General features: G+C 63.4%; 6 protein-coding genes. All 6 read right to left on the bottom strand.

All coding sequences use genetic code 11. From position 1 onward, the window contains the following. Window positions 1-84 precede the first annotated feature (84 nt). The gene (locus tag PVW46_RS14495; RefSeq protein WP_069210619.1) at window positions 85-396 is read right to left on the bottom strand and encodes a hypothetical protein; all 312 of its coding nucleotides are present in this window, start codon (window positions 394-396) and stop codon (window positions 85-87) included. Next, window positions 393-716 carry a hypothetical protein gene (locus PVW46_RS14490; RefSeq protein WP_069210618.1) on the bottom strand — a complete coding sequence of 108 codons (324 nt, stop codon included), beginning with the start codon at window positions 714-716 and terminating at the stop codon, window positions 393-395. Before PVW46_RS14490 ends, PVW46_RS14495 begins: the two co-directional genes overlap by 4 nt. A gap of 11 nt (window positions 717-727) precedes the next feature. After that, the gene (locus PVW46_RS14485) at window positions 728-1,891 is read right to left on the bottom strand and encodes a hypothetical protein (RefSeq protein WP_069210617.1); all 1,164 of its coding nucleotides are present in this window, start codon (window positions 1,889-1,891) and stop codon (window positions 728-730) included. A 12-nt stretch (window positions 1,892-1,903) separates the two neighbouring features. After that, window positions 1,904-2,788: a hypothetical protein gene (locus PVW46_RS14480; RefSeq protein ID WP_069210616.1), complete on the bottom strand. Its 885-nt coding sequence runs from the start codon at window positions 2,786-2,788 to the stop codon at window positions 1,904-1,906. Then, window positions 2,785-3,135, bottom strand: coding sequence for a hypothetical protein (locus tag PVW46_RS14475; RefSeq protein ID WP_069210615.1), 351 nt, complete (start codon window positions 3,133-3,135; stop codon window positions 2,785-2,787). Before PVW46_RS14475 ends, PVW46_RS14480 begins: the two co-directional genes overlap by 4 nt. Then, window positions 3,135-3,722, bottom strand: a 588-nt coding sequence (locus PVW46_RS14470; protein WP_274576361.1) for a hypothetical protein, incomplete at its 5' end; no start/stop codon positions are given. The genes PVW46_RS14475 and PVW46_RS14470, both read right to left, overlap by 1 nt.

Below are 3,722 nucleotides of genomic sequence, written 5' to 3'. Positions count from 1 at the left end.
TGTTGAAGGCGCCTTCAACACCCTCTTCATCCCCTGCCTCTTCACCCCCCTTCACCCCCCGATTGTGATGCCCTTCACGCCCGCTCAGAACTGCGCCGCAAGCTCGGCCACGCCGGCGGGCACAGCGGGCCAGATCGGATCATCGCCCGAGGACACCGCATCACGGCCGGCCTGCTTTGTCGCCTCGATCCAGGCCTGCCCATCGGCAAAGGTGGCCTGATCGGCCGGGGTCAGAGCGCCGGCCACCATCGCGGCCAGGAGGCTGGCCTGCGTGTTCTGATCGACCACCGCGAAGATGCGGGCCTGCACCTCGGCCTTGATCGCCTGTGCGCGGCGGGCTGCGGCCTGGGCGGCCAGATCCTCGGCCGTCACCAGTTTGGACAGGTCAACACTCATGCGCTTGCCTCCTCGGCTTCGGTCGCGTCATAGGGCGGCAGTGGCACGGCGCCATCGCTGGCGACCTGCACCGGATCGGGAAAGAGCGTTTCCTGCGGCGCGTTGGCACCGTGCGAGAGCGCCAGCGCGAGGTGCAGCTCGCCGGCGATCCGTGTCACCGGACCGGCGAGCCAATCCGATGCCACCGCCTCGGCAGGAAGCTGCGCGCCCTCGGGCACGCCCGAGAAATCGAAGGTTTCGCCATCGATCACCAGGGCATCGCCAAGGCGCTCCAAGGTCGGTCGCCCCTCGCGACGGACGGGGGAAAGTGTGATCTGCATTTCTTGCCTCCTTAGTACCAGCGGCCAATGGCGATCAGCGAGGTCGAGATCGCGTCAAGGCGGGCTTGTGCAGTATTCCAAACGGAGAAATTGACCGATCCAGCGGCCCCGGCTGTGGTGGTGGCAAAGCGCGCCTGGTCCTGGTTCGGCGTTGCGCTGGCCTGCGGGGCGGCGGCAAATGCTGCGGGGAAAGTCCAGGTCACAGCCCCCGCGCTGCTGGACGCCAGGCGCACATCACAAATCTGCGTGCCGTCCGCATAGCGGATGTAATTGCCGTTGGCGTTGCTGCCCTTCTCGAGGATCGAGCCGGTCGGGGTTCCGCCGCTCTGGCTGACCGTCCCGATCAGGTTGCTGGTCGAATAGACCTCCTCCCAATCCGTCCAGGCGGTCGCCTTGCTGCGGAACTTCATGACCGGCCCCGAGACGCTGTAGAGGATGGCAATCTGCCAGACGTATTCCGTGACCCCACCAAGGGTGGCGCTGCCCGCCATGAGGCCGAATGCACCGCCGAGATCCGGGAACGGGTTCGTGCCAGTCGGGGCGCTTGCGTGTTGACCAGCATAGGCAAAGTAGAAGCCAGAGAGGTTGTGCGCGTCGATGTCGGTTACCACGGGGCCGGCGTCCTCACCGAGGCCGAAAGCCCCGACCTTCATTAGCCGTCCTGCCGTGGAATCGGTCGTGCTCTGGGTCACGGCCGTGCCGGTCAGGGGCACGTCAACTTGCAACGCGGCCGAGGAGAGAAGCGCGCGCTGCACGCCGCCCGTGGCAATCCCGAGCTGGCCCGCGGCCTTGCGGAAAAACCCGGTATTGGTTTCGTCCTCGAAACCGATCCCAGGCGCCGCCGCCGTGCCGTCCCCGAACAGGCCCGAAAGCACCGTGCCGGCATAGCTCGACCATTGCGCGACCGCCGCCGCAAGGGCGTCATAGGCCTGCCGGTAAAACCCCACCACCGGAATGATGGCATAGGCCTGGCCGCTCTGCGTGCTGCCCAGGTAGGCCGGCGAGATCGTCAGCTCGGTGTCGCTGACCACCGCGGTGATCTCGTATTGCTCGCCCGCGCCCTCGAGGGCGAAGGCCTGCCCCACGCGGGCATTCGCCACCCAGGCGGTGCCGCTGCCCGTCACCGTGGCGCTGCCATTTGTTACTGCGACCGTTCCGGTCTTATACCAGCTCATGCTGTTCTCCTGTTAGATTTCTGGGTCGGCCACGGTGACCGTAAAACCGCGGTTGATGTAGAAAGACGGCCCGGGTCTTAGGATGCTGGGGCCGTTTATTTGAAGACGATCCAGGACAAAGGCCGATCCGTCCCAGCTCAAGCGGGGGTAGTGGAACTTATCGCCCCCGGAGTCGTATCTCGCTGACCAGTTGAGGGAGGTCGTGATATAGGGGTCGCCGACCGGCTGGCGCGGCGTGTACGTCTTGACCGCGTTGTTCTCCAGCACGTCAGCAATATCCGTATCGCTGACGACAAAGAAATCACGGACCCTGACGTTGTCCCATCGGCTATCATAACGCACGCCGCCTGTGGTCGGGTCGGTGATCCGCAGACCATAGCCGGCGCTGGGTGCTGGCAAGCCCGAGTGCGAGGCGATGAAATATCGGATCGGGTCGGCGTAGTGAGCAGCGGAGCCCTCGGGGACACATACCCCAGCAATCTTTCGGGGGACGATCTCGGGCGTGAGCGCGTACCAAAGTTGTGTTTGGGCCACGAAGCCGTTGGGGTGCATCTGGAAAAACAGCTGATCCGCAATATCCGTCGCAGCCGTGACCGGGATCTTTTCAGAGGTGGCCCCCGGGGCGTTGTAACTCGGCTCAAGCCCGCTGCCTGCCCAGTGGAAATAACGGTTCGTGTATTGGAACAGCTTGTCAGTGTTTCCGTCTTTATGGGCCCTTAGCAACGGATACCATGCGTCAGGCCGACCTGTCGTTCGTGCATATGGCATGCTGCCGACCACTGCCTCGGAGTTTCCCGAATGCTGGAAACAGACGCCTGTGTCCTTGACAAACAGGCAGCGACCGTCCGCGAAAACATCGTCGCCAAAGGTGTTATGAATGCGGATACCGTGGGTCATGAGTAGTGATAGAGGTTGACGGTGACTTGTTGCTCGTCACCGAATTGATTGTTCGAGGTTGAAGGCGGCGTGTAAGTCAGTTGACCGTTCGCATGCAGGAGAGACGGCACGTCGAAGACATTGGGCGCGACATAGCCCTTAAAACCGTCGTCGTTCAGCGTGAGTTGCGCGTGATAGACGGCCTGTAGCACCCCTCGGGTCTCATCGAACTCAGAGGCGGGCACGGTCGTTTCGACCTGATACTCATCGAAGGTATGCGAGGAGAGATGCCGGAAGGTGGTGATACCATCTTCGGTCGACAGTTGGACGGTGCCGTCCGGGCGGCGAAGGCGAAGTCCATAAGCCATCAGGGCAATACCTCCAATTCCCCCAATTCCACGACCAGAAGCCCGGCGGCATCGTAGATTTTCATACCGCTGTCGCTGATTTCCGTGCGTTCACCAGTGGGGGAGGTCTTGAACGTCCCGAGCGTGCCCGAAACCGCCGAAAGCTCGGTCACGTTCAACTTGTCCGCGGTGATCGCGCCGGCTGCTACCATCGACCCCGTGACCGTCAGCCGCCCCGCCACGATGCTATCGGCAAAGAGCTGATCGAGCACCGCGGTGGTGATCTGGGCAACCCCGGTGATCTCGACATAATCAGCCGCGATCTTGTAGGTGCTCACCGGGCCGCTTGTGCCCTCTGACACGCTCACCAGCTCGATCAGGTTTTGCCCGTTCAGCCGCCAGACATAGCCGGCCGCGATGCCATCCGCCTGGGCCTTGGCAAAGGCGGTGGCCGAGGCCATCGCGGTAAGACTGGCATACTCGGCCGAGATCGTTGCCTCGACCGCCGAGACCGCGCCCGCGCCGTCCACCTTGGTGTTTTGCAGCGTCGTGATCGCGGCGCTGTTGCCGCCTACGCCAGCTTGCAGCGAGGTGATCGAGGAGGCTTG

The organism is Mameliella sp. AT18 (genome assembly GCF_028807275.1).
Classification (GTDB): Bacteria; Pseudomonadota; Alphaproteobacteria; order Rhodobacterales; family Rhodobacteraceae; genus Antarctobacter; species Antarctobacter albus.
Note: the sequence above shows the minus strand (reverse complement) of the source record. Positions and strands in the feature narration are given on the sequence as shown.